The 14,403-nt window shown below is 65.1% G+C and carries 12 protein-coding genes and 1 pseudogene; 7 read left to right on the top strand and 6 right to left on the bottom strand.

Going from position 1 to position 14,403, the window contains the following annotated elements:
- Positions 1 to 54: 54 nt before the first annotated feature.
- Positions 55 to 1,227 (bottom strand): acyl-CoA dehydrogenase family protein, encoded by a 1,173-nt coding sequence (locus ACVIGA_RS15920; RefSeq protein WP_456667090.1) that lies wholly within the window; start codon positions 1,225 to 1,227, stop codon positions 55 to 57.
- 227 nt (positions 1,228 to 1,454) lie between these two features.
- On the opposite strand from ACVIGA_RS15920, the gene ACVIGA_RS15915 reads away from it, so the two are divergent.
- Positions 1,455 to 2,555, top strand: a complete 1,101-nt coding sequence (locus ACVIGA_RS15915; RefSeq protein ID WP_456667089.1) for an asparaginase — start codon at positions 1,455 to 1,457, stop codon at positions 2,553 to 2,555.
- Here ACVIGA_RS15915 and ACVIGA_RS15910 read toward each other — a convergent pair.
- On the bottom strand, positions 2,534 to 3,091 hold the full coding sequence (locus tag ACVIGA_RS15910) for a sigma factor-like helix-turn-helix DNA-binding protein (protein ID WP_456667088.1): 558 nt from the start codon (positions 3,089 to 3,091) through the stop codon (positions 2,534 to 2,536). The genes ACVIGA_RS15915 and ACVIGA_RS15910 overlap by 22 nt on opposite strands.
- 175 nt (positions 3,092 to 3,266) lie before the next feature.
- Between ACVIGA_RS15910 and ACVIGA_RS15905 the strand changes: the two genes are divergently transcribed.
- From ACVIGA_RS15905 to htpG, 3 genes are all read left to right on the top strand, one after another.
- Positions 3,267 to 4,247 carry a helix-turn-helix domain-containing protein gene (locus tag ACVIGA_RS15905; RefSeq protein ID WP_456667087.1) on the top strand — a complete coding sequence of 327 codons (981 nt, stop codon included), beginning with the start codon at positions 3,267 to 3,269 and terminating at the stop codon, positions 4,245 to 4,247.
- 60 nt (positions 4,248 to 4,307) lie between these two features.
- Positions 4,308 to 5,114 (top strand): MBL fold metallo-hydrolase, encoded by an 807-nt coding sequence (locus ACVIGA_RS15900; RefSeq protein WP_456667086.1) that lies wholly within the window; start codon positions 4,308 to 4,310, stop codon positions 5,112 to 5,114.
- A gap of 86 nt (positions 5,115 to 5,200) precedes the next feature.
- Complete coding sequence (gene htpG, locus ACVIGA_RS15895) at positions 5,201 to 7,063, top strand: molecular chaperone HtpG (protein ID WP_456667085.1); 1,863 nt, start codon at positions 5,201 to 5,203, stop codon at positions 7,061 to 7,063.
- 51 nt (positions 7,064 to 7,114) lie between these two features.
- Here the strand turns inward: htpG and ACVIGA_RS15890 are convergent, their stop codons facing one another.
- Positions 7,115 to 7,780 (bottom strand): DUF2278 family protein, encoded by a 666-nt coding sequence (locus ACVIGA_RS15890; protein ID WP_456667084.1) that lies wholly within the window; start codon positions 7,778 to 7,780, stop codon positions 7,115 to 7,117.
- Between the two features lie 244 nt (positions 7,781 to 8,024).
- Here ACVIGA_RS15890 and zigA point away from each other — a divergent pair, with 244 nt between their 5' ends.
- Positions 8,025 to 9,230 (top strand): zinc metallochaperone GTPase ZigA, encoded by a 1,206-nt coding sequence (zigA, locus tag ACVIGA_RS15885; protein ID WP_456667083.1) that lies wholly within the window; start codon positions 8,025 to 8,027, stop codon positions 9,228 to 9,230.
- A gap of 307 nt (positions 9,231 to 9,537) precedes the next feature.
- A pseudogene (locus ACVIGA_RS15880) lies at positions 9,538 to 10,687 on the top strand (DUF3095 domain-containing protein).
- Between the two features lie 72 nt (positions 10,688 to 10,759).
- Here ACVIGA_RS15880 and ACVIGA_RS15875 read toward each other — a convergent pair.
- The 3 genes from ACVIGA_RS15875 to ACVIGA_RS15865 form a co-directional block, all read right to left on the bottom strand.
- On the bottom strand, positions 10,760 to 11,203 hold the full coding sequence (locus tag ACVIGA_RS15875) for a DUF2147 domain-containing protein (protein ID WP_456667082.1): 444 nt from the start codon (positions 11,201 to 11,203) through the stop codon (positions 10,760 to 10,762).
- 194 nt (positions 11,204 to 11,397) lie between these two features.
- Positions 11,398 to 12,783, bottom strand: coding sequence for an MATE family efflux transporter (locus tag ACVIGA_RS15870; protein ID WP_456667081.1), 1,386 nt, complete (start codon positions 12,781 to 12,783; stop codon positions 11,398 to 11,400).
- 134 nt (positions 12,784 to 12,917) lie between these two features.
- Positions 12,918 to 13,448, bottom strand: coding sequence for a GNAT family N-acetyltransferase (locus tag ACVIGA_RS15865; protein WP_456667080.1), 531 nt, complete (start codon positions 13,446 to 13,448; stop codon positions 12,918 to 12,920).
- Positions 13,449 to 13,587: 139 nt separating this feature from the next.
- On the opposite strand from ACVIGA_RS15865, the gene ACVIGA_RS15860 reads away from it, so the two are divergent.
- On the top strand, positions 13,588 to 14,187 hold the full coding sequence (locus ACVIGA_RS15860; RefSeq protein WP_456667079.1) for a superoxide dismutase: 600 nt from the start codon (positions 13,588 to 13,590) through the stop codon (positions 14,185 to 14,187).
- Positions 14,188 to 14,403: the final 216 nt, after the last annotated feature.

Here is a 14,403-nt window from a genome sequence, read left to right as displayed (position 1 = left end):
CAGCGGAAGTGGATCACCAAGAACTATTGCAACATAAAGTGGAAGAGGCTGTTGTCAGATTGGCGCGTTCCGCCGTTCATGATTGCGGAACGCGTTGCGGGCGATGATCTGCCGCATGATCTCGGATGTGCCATCCAGAATGCGGACCACCCGCGTTTCCCGCCAGATGCGTTCGATCGGCAGGTCCCTGGAATAACCGGCACCACCGAACAGCTGCATGGTCATGTCGGCCACCCGCTGCACCATGTCGGCGCCGGTATATTTGGACAGTGCCGCCGCGGCGGTGCGGGCGGCGGCGTCGCCCTGGTCGTAACGCCAGGCCGCCTCATACGCGACCAGGCGTGCGGCATGCAGCGCGCTCGCCATGTCGGCGATCTGCCACTCGATGCCCTGATGGTCGCGCAGCTTGCGTCCGAACGTCTCGCGCTCCGAGACATGATCGAGCGCGTAGTCCAGCAGCTGGCTCGCTGCGCCGACGCAATAGGCGCCCCAATGCGTGCGCCCGGCATCCAGGCACCGCATCGCGATGGCAAATCCTTCGCCCTCCTGGCCGAGCAGGTTCTCGCAGGGAATGCGGCAGTCCTCGAAGATCACCTCGGCATGCGCGGAGCCGCGGCCGGCGGCCATCTCGACCAGCCGGCCGATGGCGAGGCCCGGCGTCTTCGCGTCCACGACAAACGCCGCGATGCCCTTCGCGCCTGCGGACGGGTCGAGCGTGGCGAACACCGTGAAGACGCCGGCGACCGGCGCATTGGTGATGTAGGTCTTGCGGCCGTCGAGCACGTAATGATCGCCGTCCCGCCGCGCCCTGGTCTGGATGCGGGCGGCATCCGATCCGGCGTTCGGCTCGGTCAGCGCGAAGGCGCCGATCATGCGTCCGCTGGTGAGCTCGGGGAGATACCGGTCGCGAATCGAAGGCTGCGCGAAGAACTCGATCGCCTTTGATCCGATGTGAACGTTCACCCCGCTCAGATAGTAGAACGCCGTGTGCGCCTTCGCGAGCTCCTCAATCGCAAGGCAGCTGCCGAGCATCGAAAGGCCGAGCCCGCCGAATTGCTTCGGCGTGTTGGTGCCGAACAATCCCATCCTGCGCAGGCCGGCCATTGCGCTCTCCGGCACCTCGCCCGTTGCCTCGATCGCGGCATCGTGGGGCTTGAGCTCGCTGCGCACGAATTCGCGGATCCGGCCTTGCAGAGCGCGGAGATCGTCGGGAAGCTCGAAATGCATGGCGGGCCCCATATTTCGAATAATCTTCGAAAAATGTGCGACGCCATTCCTGCGGTGTCAACATTTTGCAGGAGCGCCGGCGAGCGAGGCGGTGTGAGCAGGGTACCGGGTGAGAGCGGCCGGGAAGGTCGGAATTCTGTCCCCGATGGTTTCCGCCGCAAGTTTGTCCATTTCTTGCGCGATAAAACCACGAGTTGTAAGCAGGAAATCTGTCGCTGGGGGAAGAAATGACGCTGCACTTGTTCCGATCGGCTCGTTCCGCACGCACCATCGTCGGCCTAGCCGCAGCCCTCGTCGTCGGGCTTGCGTCGCCGGCCATTGCTCAGCAGTCCCCCGCCGGGACCGCGCTGGCCCGCGTGCTCGTGCTCGGCACCGGCGGAACCATCGCGGGCCAGGCCAATGCACGCGCCGGCAATGCTTATGATTCGGGCAAGGTCAGCGCAGCGAACCTGATCGCGGCCATTCCGGGCATCGACAAGCTCGCCCAGATCTCGGCCGAGCAGATCTCGTCGATCGGCTCGCAGGACATGAACGACAAGGTCTGGTTCGACCTCGTCGAGCGCATCCGTACCGCGATCGACAACAAGGAGGTCGACGGCATTGTCATCACGCACGGCACCGACACGATGGAGGAGACGGCGTTCTTCCTGCAAAGCGTGCTGGACACCGACATGCCAGTCGTGCTGGTCGGATCGATGCGGCCCTCGACCGCGATCGGCGCCGATGGCCCGGCCAATCTCTACGAGGCGATGCGGGTCGCATCGGCGCCGGAATCCCGCGGCCGCGGCGTGCTGGTGGTGCTTGACGACACCATCCATGCCGCGCGCTGGGTGCAGAAGACCAATACCACCAGCGTCGAGACGTTCCGCTCGCCCGATGCCGGTCCGGTCGGTTATGTCGACACCGGCTCGCTCCGCTACCTGCAGCCGGCCGCACCAGCCAAACGTGCCGGGCTGAAGCTGCCGGATGCGCCGCCCTTGCCGCGGGTCGACATCGTCTATTCGCACGCCAACATGGATGCCGCGGAGGTCGAGGATGCGGTCAAGCGCGGCGCCAAGGGCATCGTGCTGGCCGGCGTCGGTGACGGCAATTCATCGAAGGGCGCGATCGACGCGCTGGCGGCTGCGGCGAAGCAGGGTGTCATCGTGGTGCGTTCCACTCGGGTCGGCTCGGGCTATGTCAATCGCAACGTCGAGGTCGAGGACGACAAGCTCGGCTTTGCAGTCTCGCTCGATCTCAATCCGCAGAAGGCACGCTTGCTGCTTCAGCTCCTGATCGCCAACGGCGTGACGGAGTCCTCGGCGGTTCAACAGGCGTTCGCGCGGTAGATCGTAGGTTTTGTCGTGCCGCCCGCGGGCCTCGCAGCGGCTGGTTCCTGGTGCGCTTGCGCTGCTCGCCGCGCCGCGAGCAGCAATGCGCGGGCTTCCGCGATACGCGACATCACGGTGGCGACGGGAACGCCGGCGACCTCGGCGATCTCCTTGTAGGTGAGATCGAGATATTCGCGCAGTGCGATGACCTCGCCGAGCGGTGCGGGCAGCTCGTCGACGAGTTGCCGGATAGTCGGGGAGCCACGCCGCTTAAGCGTCCCGCTCGCGCCGGCATCTGGGGCCGAGCCGCGGCGAGGCGGCTTCTCCTGGCAGACGGTTTTGAGGATTGCGAGCAGCCACGGCCTGATGGCGGTGCCACGAAAGCCGTCGTACTGGCGCTGTGCGCGCAGATAGCAGTCCTGCACGGCCTGTTCGGCGTCCGCCTCGGTTCGCATCAGCACCTGCGCGAACGCATAGGCATCGTCGAGACATGGCAGGGCGGCGTCACGAAACTGCTGCGCCGTTTTATTCCCGGCCTTCGCACTACGCATCATAGGGTTGCATCTCGTGAATAGCTTTACCGTCAATCGGCGGAGTGGTATCAGGCTCCCCGCCGGAGTCGTGGACCGTCGCGCCAAGCGTAGGGACAGGAACGACATGCGCACGCCGGGAAGGAACGTGATCGTTCGTCGACTCGTTTCGATCGATCGCGCTTTCGGAGCACGGATCATGTCCGAGACACAGGTGCCCAACCGGTTCTCGATCTTCCATCGCGGGCTGGCGAAGGGGCCGGCCTATGAGGCCTGGCGCGAGGGCATTTGCCGCGGCTTCTGCCGGCTCGACGTCGGACCGACCGACGACGTCAGCATCGATTGTCACAACGAGTTCACGCTGCTGCATACGGTCGCGATCGCGACACCCCGCGGCGGCTCGGCCCGCTTCGCCCGCACCCGCGCGCTTCTGAGCGACGGCTGCGACGATTTGGTGCTGATATCAGCGACACGCGGTACGGTGCAGGTCACACAAGGCAGCGCGGCGATCGAGCTCAAGCGCGGCCAGATGTGCCTCACCGAAATGAACATCGTCGGCACGGCAGATCTCACCCAGTCCGGCAGCTTCACGACGACGCGGTTTCCGCGGCGCCTTTTGCTCCAGGTCGCCCCCATGGCGGAAACGCAGCTGGCGCGGGCGCTCGGCCGCGATCTGGCCTTGAGTTCGATGATGGAGCGCTACTCTGCGCTCTGCACCGAGCTTGCCGGCGATCTCGATGTGCCGGGCCAGCAGGCGGCGGCGCATCATCTGGCCGATCTGGTCGGCCTCGTGCTCGGCAGCAGTGCCGAGCAGAAGGAGCTCGCCGCGCGCGATGGCGTGGCGAAGGCGCGGCTCGATCTGATGAAGGCCGATGTCCTGAAGAACCTCGACAACGGCAGGCTCACGATCGAGGCCATAGCAAGGGCGAATGCGCTGAGCACACGCCAGGCGCAGCGCCTGTTCGCCTCCGAGGGGACCACGTTCTCGGAATATGTCCTCGAGCAGCGCCTGCTGCTGGCGCGCCGGCTGCTGCTGCACGCGCAGAGCGCCGGCCGCAAGGTCAGCGACATCGCCTATACGGTCGGCTTCAACGACCTGTCCTATTTTCACCGCGCGTTCCGCCGCAAGTTCGGCGCCGCGCCGGCGGAGATGCAGAGGGAACTGGGGCGCCGGCATTGAACGCGCCTCACTGCTGACGTAGATCAGGAATCTGGCTTCATTCCAACGCGTGTGCTCTCAATGCCTCTCTGGACCTGCGAACAATGCGGCGCGCAATTTCCTGAAACCGCGGCCGCGCCGTCTTCCTGCCCGATCTGCGAGGACGAGCGGCAATATGTGAACTGGAAGGGACAGGTCTGGCTGACGCGCGAGGAACTGGCGCAACGGCACAGGCTGGTCTGGCGCGACGATCTCGGCCTGGTTGGATTGGCGCTCGAGCCGTCCTTCGCGATCGGGCAGCGCGCGCTGCTTGTGCCGGATCGCGGCGGCTGCGTGATGTGGGACTGTGTGCCGCTGGCTACGCCCGAGGCGATCGCGCATGTCAGGTCGCTCGGCGGATTGAAGGCGATCGCGATCTCGCATCCGCATTATTATGGCGCGGTCGCCGACTGGAGCGCGGCGTTCGACGACGCGCCGGTCTATCTGCACGGTGACGACGCGCAATGGGTGACCCGGCCTTACGCGTCGATCGTGCCGTGGCAAGGCGACAGCCATCGCATCTCCGACGACATCCTCCTGGTGCGCGGCGGCGGGCATTTCGCCGGCGCCACCATGCTGCATTGGCGCAAGGGCGCCGACGGGCGCGGTGCGCTCCTGACCGGCGACATCGCGATGGTGGCGATGGACCGCCGCTCGGTCAGCTTCATGTATTCCTACCCGAACTACATCCCGCTCAATGCCACAGCGGTCCGCCGCATCGCGCGTGTGGTCGCGCCGCTGGCGTATGATCGGATCTACGGCGCCTGGTGGGGCAAGAACATCGCAACCGATGCCAGGGCGGCGTTCGACCGCTCGGTCGAACGCTATCTCGCGGCGATCTCGGACTGACGGGTTCCCCCCGCTCGTCTTGCCAGGCGGCGCGATCACGCTATATCAGGGCTTTCCCGCCCCTTACCGTTTGTCCGAGTTTCTGCATGACCACAACTGCTGCCGCCGAATCCCAGCCATTTCAGGCCGAGGTTGCCGAATTGCTGCACCTGATGGTGCATTCGGTCTATTCCGAGACCGATATCTTCCTGCGCGAGCTGATCTCGAACGCGTCGGATGCCTGCGACAAGTTGCGCTATGAGGCGATCGCCAATCCCGGCCTGATCACCGAGGGCACGCCGCCGGAGATCAGGATCGTCCCGAACAAGGCGGCCAACACGCTGTCCGTGGTCGATACCGGCATCGGCATGGAGCGGGCCGAGCTGATCGACAATCTCGGCACCATCGCGCGCTCCGGCACCAAATCGTTCCTGTCGAAGCTGACGGAGGCCAAGGACGGCGCCAATCTGATCGGCCAGTTCGGCGTCGGCTTCTATGCCGCCTTCATGGTCGCCGAGAAGATCGTCGTCACCAGCCGTCGCGCCGGCTCGGACGAGGTCTGGGTATGGACGTCGGAAGGCGGCAGCGGCTTCGAGATCGCACCGGCGAGCGAGGAGGCTGCCCAGCGCGTCGCGCGCGGCACCGAGATCGTGCTGCATCTGAAACCGGAGGCCGCCAAATATCTCGAGGCTTACGAGATCGAGCGCATCGTCCGCGAATATTCCGACAACATCCAGTTTCCGATCCTGCTGGTGCCGGAGGAGGGCGAGCCGCGCCAGATCAATTCGGCGAGCGCGCTGTGGCAGCGCTCCAAATCCGAACTGACACCGGAAGACTACGCGCAGGCCTACAAGCAGATCGCGGGTGCGTTCGACGAGCCGGCGATGACGCTGCACTACCGCGCCGAGGGCCGGCAGTCCTACGCCGTGCTGCTGTTCGCGCCGTCCGAGAAGCCGTTCGACCTGTTCCAGGTCGAGCGCAAGGGCAGGGTGAAGCTCTATGTCCGCCGCGTCTTCATCGCCGACGACGCCGAGCTGCTGCCGGCTTACCTCCGCTTCATCCGCGGCGTGATCGACAGCGAGGACCTGCCGCTCAACATCTCGCGCGAGATGCTGCAGAACAATCCGCAGCTCGCGCAGATCCGCAAGGCCGTCACCAGCCGCGTGATCGGCGAGCTGGAAACGCTCGGCGAGAAAGAGCCGGAGACCTTCACAAAGATCTGGGACGCGTTCGGCCCGGTCATCAAGGAAGGCCTGTGGGAAGACTTCGAGCGCCGCGAGAAGCTGTTGGCGCTGGCGCGCTTCACCACGACGTCGGGCGAGAAGCGCTCGCTGAAGCAGATTGTCGACGACTTCAAGCCGAACCAGACCGAGATCTATTATCTGGTCGGCGACAGTGTCGAGCGGCTGAAGTCGAACCCGAAGCTGGAATCGGCGCGCGCCCGCGGCATCGAGGTGTTGCTGCTCACCGATCCGGTCGACGCGTTCTGGACCTCGGCGTCGCTCGAGTTCGGCGGCAAGCCGCTGAAGTCGCTGAGCCAGGGCGACGTCGATTTCGGCCTGATCCCGCTCGTCGACGACAAGCAGGACAAGAAGGACGAGCCTGCTGCCGATGCCGCGACCACGATCGCCGTGATCAAGGATGCGCTCGGCGAGCGCGTCTCGGATGTCCGCGCCTCGCAGCGGCTGACCGCGAGCGCGTCGTGCCTGGTCGCCGGCGGCGACGCGCGCGACCGCGCGCTGGAGCGGCTGCTCGCTCAGCAGAACCGCGGTGAGATCACCAAGCCGATCCTCGAGATCAATTTGCGTCATCCGCTGGTCGCAGCGCTTGCGACCGACACCGCGCAGGCGAAGGATCTGTCGCTGTTGCTGTTCGAGCAGGCGCAGATCCTCGACGGCGAGATGCCCGACGATCCCGCCGCGTTTGCCAGCCGGATGAACCAGCTCGTGCTGCGCGGCCTCGCAAGATAACCGTGATGGCCGGCGTCAGCGCCGGCCATGCCGCCTGGCTTCGAACGCTGCTCAGCCGATCGTGGCGGCGTCGGGGTTTGGATTGCCGAGCTCATCGGTCGGCACCAGCTGCTGATTGAAGGCCGCGAAATATGCGGCCCATTCCGGCTCGCCGAGATCGACCATCACGGCGCCGTCCTGCCAGATATCGTTGTGGTCGTTGGAATCGTCACCCGGGCGATGGATGAAGCCCTTGGTCGAGCTCTGGTTGAGATGGACGTCGTGCAGGCCGTTGCCCTGCTCGTAGAAGCGGCCGAAGATGTAGACATCACGACCCTGCTGATGCGCGCGCGACAACAGCCGCGCCAGTGACGCCGCCGGCTCGACATCCTCGGAGCCGTCCATCACGTCGCTGTCACGCCACTTGCCGGTGTTGGCGAGCAGGTCGCTGCGCATGAAGTCCAGCGCGGGCAGCGCCTTCTGTCCGGTCAGCTCGCGCGAGCCGTTGTCGGCCGCCGCCAGAGTCTGGATCACCGGATGGCGGAAATCGAACACCAGCTTGTATTTCAGCAGGTCGTCCGCGTCGTTGGTGCCGACATTGATCGCGACGTCCCATTGGCCGCCATCGACATCGAGATTGCAGTGCAGGTGGTACTGCGTCTCGTGCCCGTGGTGGGACGCCTTCATTTTGGGTTCGGAGGTGATCTTGGTCCTCACGAATCCGTAGACGAGGGTCACGGCGCGGTCCTTTCGGTTCGGGCGGGTGTCTCGTCCAAACTACAACCCTGGATGAGACAGGCGCGTGAAGCAGGACACAATCGCCGGCTTGTTTGGCATCACCGCCGAACGGCAGGCGCTGGTTGCGTTCGGCGCACGTGACGGCTTGACAAGCACCATGGCTCTTGATGTTATGTTATAACATTACATAAAACCGAATGCCGCATGTCCCGCCGCCCATCCCTCAAGCAACTGTTTGATCTCGATGCAAAAACTCCCCGTCACCATCTTGTCCGGCTTCCTCGGGGCTGGAAAGACCACTTTGCTGAACCACGTCCTGAACAACCGCCACGGCCTGAAGGTTGCGGTGATTGTGAACGACATGAGCGAGGTGAACATCGACGCCGACCTCGTCCGCGATGGCGGTGCGAACCTATCCCGGACTGACGAAAAACTGGTCGAGATGAGCAATGGCTGCATTTGCTGCACCCTGCGCGACGATCTGCTGAAAGAGGTGCGCGCGCTCGCCGAGAGTGGCCGCTTCGATTATCTGCTGATCGAATCGACCGGCATCTCCGAACCGCTGCCGGTCGCCGCGACCTTCGAGTTTCGCGACGAGGACGGCAACAGCCTCTCCGATGTTGCGCGCCTCGACACCATGGTCACGGTGGTCGACGCCGCCAATCTCCTGAAGGACTATGCCTCGACCGACTTCCTCAACCAGCGCGGCGAGGCGCTCGACGGCGACAAACGCACGCTGGTCGATTTGCTGGTCGAGCAGATCGAGTTCGCCGACGTCGTCGTGTTGAACAAGGTCGATGCCGCGACGCTGGCACAGTGCGAAGCTGCCCGCACCATCGTGCGTGCGCTCAATCCCGACGCTGACCTCGTCGAGGCGAACTTTGCAAATGTGCAGTTCGACCGCGTGCTCGACACCGGCCGCTTCGACCATGAACGCGCGCAGCAGCATCCGCTCTGGCACAAGGAGCTCTACGGCTTTGCCGAGCACGTGCCGGAGACCGAGGAATACGGCATCACAAGCTTCGTCTATCGCGCGGGGCGGCCGTTCGATCCGGTGCGGTTTCACGGCTTCCTGCGCGAGAGCTGGCAAGGCGTGATCCGCGCCAAGGGCCATTTCTGGATCGCGACGCGTCCGGACTGGTGCGGTGAGATGAGCCAGGCCGGCGCGATCGTCCGGACCGAAGGCCTCGGCTCGTGGTGGGCGGCGATCCCGCGCGAGCGTTGGCCGGATCATCCGGACTGGCGGCTGATGATGCAGCGGAGCTGGAACGATCTCTACGGCGATCGCCGGCAGGAGCTGGTCTTCATCGGCTCCGGCATGAACGAAGACGATATTCGCCGCCGGCTCGATCTCTGCCTTGTCGCGGGCAAGCCGGGCATGGACCCGCAGGCCTGGGCAAAACTCCGCGATCCGTTTCCGCTGTGGAGACGAGCGGACGAGGCGGCGTAATCACTGGCGGAATGCTGTAGCCCGGATGGAGCGCAGCGCAATCCGGGTCTTCTACCGCGCGCGAGGTCCCCGGATTTCGCTGCGCTCCATCCAGGATACGCTGCTCCGACATCCTGAGGAGCGCGAAGCGCGTCTCGAAGGATGAATCGGCCCGGCTGGTGGCCGTCGACCCTTCGAGACGCGCGCCAAGGCGCGCTCCTCAGGGTGACGGTGACAGAGGGCGCGGGCTCCGAGGGAAAACCCGATCCCAATCCGCTGCGTATCTGCTAGAGAGTTTCGTAACAGGCAGAAACAACACGGCGTTGCGATGGCTGGCGGCAGCGAGATATTCTACGGCGGCATTCCGGTGTTTCGCGGCTTCGCGCGCCTGATGGATCCGGCGCTGTATGCGCCGCTGCCCGATGACTGGACGGTCGGCGTCGCCGATATCGTGGAGTCGACCAAGGCGATCGCGGCGCAGCGCTACAAGGCGGTCAACATGGCCGGCGCCGCCGTGGTCGCTTCCGTCACCAACGCGCTTGACGGCCGCGAATTCCCGTTCGTGTTCGGCGGCGACGGCGCGAGTTTCGCGGTCGCGCCCGCCGATCTCGACAGAGCGCGCGAGGCGCTGGCTGCGACCGCGCGCTGGGTGCGCGATGATCTCGATCTGGTGCTGCGGGTGGCGCTGGTGCCGATGTCCGCGATCCGCGCGGCGGGCGCCGACGTGCGCGTCGCGCGCTTCGGGCCGTCGGCCAATCTGTCCTATGCGATGTTCTCCGGCGGCGGTCTTGCTTACGCCGACGCCGCGATGAAGCGCGGCGAGTTTGCGGTCGATCCGGCACCTGAGGGCACGCAGCCCGATCTGTCCGGCCTGTCCTGCCGTTTCGAGGTGATGCCCTCAGTGCGTGGCGTCATCCTCTCGGTCTTGGTGCTCCCGGCGAAGGACGCTGATCCCGCGTCCTTCCGCAAGGTGATCGAAGACCTCGTGGTGCGGATCGAGAAAAAGCCCCGACGCCGGGAGGCCGGTGCCGCCAGGCGGCCCGCCGCTGCGCTGGCCGCCGCAGGGGATGGAATACGAGGCGCGTGCGCGGCGTGGCGGCTCGCTCGCGCTGCGCCGTGCCACGGTGCTCGCGTTCACGCTGTGGGCCTATACGTTGATGCGGTTCAATATCCCGGTCGGCAAGTTCGTGCCGAAGAACTATGTGCGGCAGCTCGTGGAGAACTCCGACTTCCGCAAGTTCGACGACGGCCTGCGCATGATCCTGGATTGCACGCCGGAGCTCGCCGCCGAGCTCGAGCAGCGCCTCGTCGCCGCCGCCGCACAGGGCATCGTGCGCTACGGCCTGCACGAGCAGGATGCCGCGATGATGACCTGCTTCACGCCGTCGGTGATGCGCGCCGACCACGTCCACTTCATCGACGGCGCCCGCGGCGGCTACGCCTCCGCCGCCACCGTGCTGAAGACACGCGCGGGGTGAGTTGTTGCAATATCCGGATTCTGCTCTGTCCCCCGCAAGCGGGAGAGGTGAAGGAAAAATCCCGCCTCGCGTTTACCGCCCGACCCGCGTCCAGGTCTCGCCGCCGCATAGCGCGCCTACGCAGCCTTCGACGCGCAGCGTGCTCTCGCCGGTGACCGAGATGCTGCTGGCATAGGTGCCGCCATCGTCCGCATTGTAGATCTGGCCCGACCATTTGCCCGCGGCAGCCGGCTGCATGCCGGAGAACAGCGGCAGCCCGATGATCGGCCGGTTGGCCAGCGACGGATTGGGATTCTTGTTGTCGACCTGCGGCTTGCCGGTCATCGGATCGATCGGGTCGCGCAGGCTCACCACCACGCCGCAGATGCCGCCGCCGCATTTGCTGACCTTGACGCGGGCATCGCCGGCCTGGGTCTGCCAGACGCCGAAGGGCTCAGGCGCGCTTTGCGCATGCGCGGCAGGCACGGCAAGTGCCGTCGCAATGATTGCGATCACGAATCCGAATTTGCAGGCCATGACGTATTCCCCAAGAGGTCGGCCTGCATAACAAGTCGAAAGATTTCTGCAATGTAATAATCGCGCGATCAGGCGGGCGCGATCCGAAAAATTTTGTAGCTTTTTTGCGAGGCCGCCATGCTCCGACAAGGCTCGGAAGGGTGGCGGTGCCTTGTCGCGACCGAAAGCGCAACGTAAGCCCCGGCCCTCCGGGTCTATCCCCAACGGGTCAGCTTGATCGACACGATGGTGGCGAGGCCGAATGCCACCATCGCAACCCCGACCAGCGCAAACAGCGTCCACGCCGGGGCGCTCGCGGCAGCGAGCCACCAGCCGCCGATGCCGACCAGCAGCAGGCGGATGGTGCCAGCCAGCAGCGGCCCGCCGACCTTGGCCGCGCCTTGCGAGGAAAAATACAGGCAGACGCCGACGCCGAAGAAGCCGAATCCCGGGCCGGCCAGTGCGAAATAGGACGTGGCCGCGGCCGTCACGCCGGGATCGGTGGTGAACAGCGCAATCCACAGCGTTGGCTTCAGTGCGACCACGAATCCGACCAATCCGACGACAAGTCCGGCGACGGTGCCGGCGGTCCACGCCACCTTGCGGGCCCGCGTGACGAGGCCGGCGCCGATTGCCATGCCGACCATCGGCACCGAGGCGACGCCGACCGCGAAGGCGATCGGGATCAGCAAGAATTCCAGCCGCGAGCCCATGCCGTATCCGGCCAGGGTCTCGGTGCCGAAGCTCGCCAGGATCTTGGTGAAGATCAGGATGGTCAGCACGCTTTGCAGCGGCGACAGGCAAGAGATCGCGCCCACTTTCAGGATGTCGAAGAACATCGCGCGTTGAAAGCTGAAGGCGGCGAAGTTGAGCTTCAGCCGGCTGCGGCCAGAGGCGAGATACCAGGCGAGGAAGATCGCGCCACATGTGAACGCCGTGAGCTGGCCCGCGGCGACGCCGCGCATGCCGAAGCTCGGCATGCCGAACAGCCCGAGACCGAACACGCCGCCGACTGCGATCTGGATCATCGACACGGTGATCAGCGTCATCGAGGGCACGCGCATGTCGCCGGTGCCGCGTACGACGGAGGCGAGCGTGTTGACCAGCCAGATCGAGATCGCGCCGGAGAACAGCACCTGAGAGTAATGCATCGATTGTTCGAGCACGCCGCCGCGTCCGCCGAGCAGCGCATAGAAGTTGCGGCCGAAGCCCAGCATCATCACGGTGAAGAACAATCCGGCGCACCCACCGATGATCGCCGCATGCAGCGCCAGGTCGGCGGCGCGGTCGCGATCACCGGCGCCGAGCGCGCGGCTGATCGCCGACGAGACGCCGCCGCCCATCGCGCCGGCCGACATCATCTGCGTCAGCATCGCGAACGGAAACACCAGCGCGATGCCGGCCAGCGGCTCGGTGCCGAGCCGGCCGATATAGGAGGTCTCGGCGACCGCGACCAGCGTCGAGCCGAACATCGCAATGGTGTTGGGGACCGCGAGCTTGAGCAGCGTCGGCAGGATCGGCGCCGTCAGCAGATGATCGACCGGCACCGCAGGCGTGGCAGCGGCGGAGTTGATGTCGTCGATCGAGGCATCGATGGTCATGCGTCGGCGGCTCACTTCGGAGGCGGGAGGGCGCACTGCAATTCGACGCCAGTGAACCAGGCTCGCAATCAATAAATGATGATCGACATGTTACGTGTTCGGGCCGATGCTCGCCACCCGCGCCCGCGCAGGGGTCACCACGGCAGGCCGCATAGGTCGATCTTGCCCTGGCGCGGCGCGCGGACGATGTCGTTGACGAACGGCGCCATCGCCTCGAAGCGGATCTGCCCGGAAGGCTGTTCGCAAGTCACCTCGCCGGCGAAGGGATGCCAGCCGCGCGCCTGGTAGAATGCGAAATTGTGCGGCTCACAGAATAAGATTGCAAACTTCACCGCGTCATTGGCACGAATGGTTTGGACGGCGGCATCTAACGCGAGCGACGCATAGCCGCGCCGCCGGCAGTCCTCGCGAGTCGCGACCCCGCCGATGCCGCCGACATGCACCTTGTGGCCATTCCAGGTGATGGTCCGGAAGTAGATACCGACGTGGCAGGCGAGCCCGCCGTCGTCAGGCGCATCGAGAAACACGCGCAAATCCGCGTGAGCCCATTTGATGTCCGCCCACTGCTTGTTCTCCATGATATTCGGGCTCCAGACCGCCCGGAGCAGCGGCTCGGCGCGCCGCCACGACGCATCTCCGTTGAGAATGTCGATTTCGATACTCATCGCGTTGGGTCCTGGTCCGGTCTTCGGCTGCGCCGATCTGTCATACACGATCCGAAAATGCGGTGTTTCTCCGCCGTGGAACCTTCTATAAGGGGGACCCGTTAAGTGTAGTCTCCCACCCTCTGTTGGACATTACCCCATGACCTTCACGCTACCCGATCTGCCCTATGCCCACGACGCCCTTGCGCCCTACATGTCCAAGGAAACGCTGGAGTTTCACCACGACAAGCATCACCAGGCCTATGTCACCAACGGCAACAACGCGATCAAGGGGACCGAATTCGAAGGCAAGTCCCTCGAGGAGATCGTGAAGGGCTCGTTCGGCAAGAACGCGGCCGTCTTCAACAATGCCGGTCAGCACTACAACCACATCCACTTCTGGAAGTGGATGAAGCCGAATGGCGGCGGCAGCAAGCTGCCCGGCCGGCTGGAGAAGAAGATCAACGAGGACCTCGGCGGCTTCGAGAAGTTCAAGACCGACTTCGCCGCCGCCGGCGTCGGCCAGTTCGGCTCCGGCTGGGCCTGGCTTCAGGTCAAGGGCGGCAAGCTCGAGATCGCCAAGACTCCGAACGGCGAGAACCCGCTGGTCCATGGCGCGGTGCCGATCCTCGGCCTCGACGTCTGGGAGCACTCCTACTACATCGACTACCGCAACCGCCGTCCGGACTATCTGAAGGCGTTCGTCGACAGCCTCGTCAACTGGGACTACGTCGACGAGCTGTTCGGCAAGGCCGGCTAAGCGCATATCGCAATTCGGCTCGACCCTCTTACCCTCCCCTGGAGGGGGAGGGTCGACGCGAATGAAATGAGCGGCGGGGTGAGGTGGCGGTCTATCCACGCGCGACATTGTCCGTGTTGAGAGATCACCCCACCCCGTTTCGCATTCCGCTTCGCTCCATGCGAACCGACCCTCCCCCTCCAGGGGAGGGTGAGCTTTTGAGGGGCGCGGACTGAG

The sequence above is a fragment of the Bradyrhizobium sp. USDA 3240 genome (assembly GCF_054063295.1).
This window is presented reverse-complemented; position numbering and strand designations above follow the sequence as displayed.